The following is a 436-nucleotide window of genomic DNA, read 5'->3' as shown; positions in this document are numbered from 1 at the left end:
GGCCCAGTGTGGTACCCAGTTGATACGCAAACTTGCCTTTGCGTCCTGCTATTTCAAATGGGATGCCTACGGAGACGTAGGATTTGGGGCTGAAGTAGCCGCCATGTCCATAGGTGAAGTAGCGCAGGTTCTTTTGGTAGAAGAAGGAGGTCAGCCCGAGCCCGGTGGTGAAGCTGAAGTCTTTGGTTTTGTACGCACGCCAGTAGGCACCGGTGCCAAATTCGGCCATGGTATTTTTGGCGACATTTTTACCGCTCAATCCATAGTAGCCAAGGTTGGCGTAGACGCCGCCGTCTTCTCCGTCATAAGAGGTGTCGAGTTTGATGCCGGTACGGGTGACGCCACCCCAGGTGAGTCCGTACAGGCTGTCTTTGGCACCGGCATAGGAGAGGTAGCTGTCGGTCACTGAGCGACGGGCGATTTCTATGCCTAGGCT

1 protein-coding gene is annotated in these 436 nt (G+C 55.0%); it reads right to left on the bottom strand.

Annotated features, from left to right (window positions below; translation table 11 throughout):
• On the bottom strand, positions 1 to 436 hold a 436-nt coding region (locus ACO0LM_RS28715; protein ID WP_423042364.1), incomplete at both ends, for a cellulose synthase subunit BcsC-related outer membrane protein.

The sequence above is a fragment of the Undibacterium sp. Di26W genome (genome assembly GCF_049340265.1).
GTDB lineage: Bacteria > Pseudomonadota > Gammaproteobacteria > Burkholderiales > Burkholderiaceae_D > Undibacterium.
This window is presented reverse-complemented; position numbering and strand designations above follow the sequence as displayed.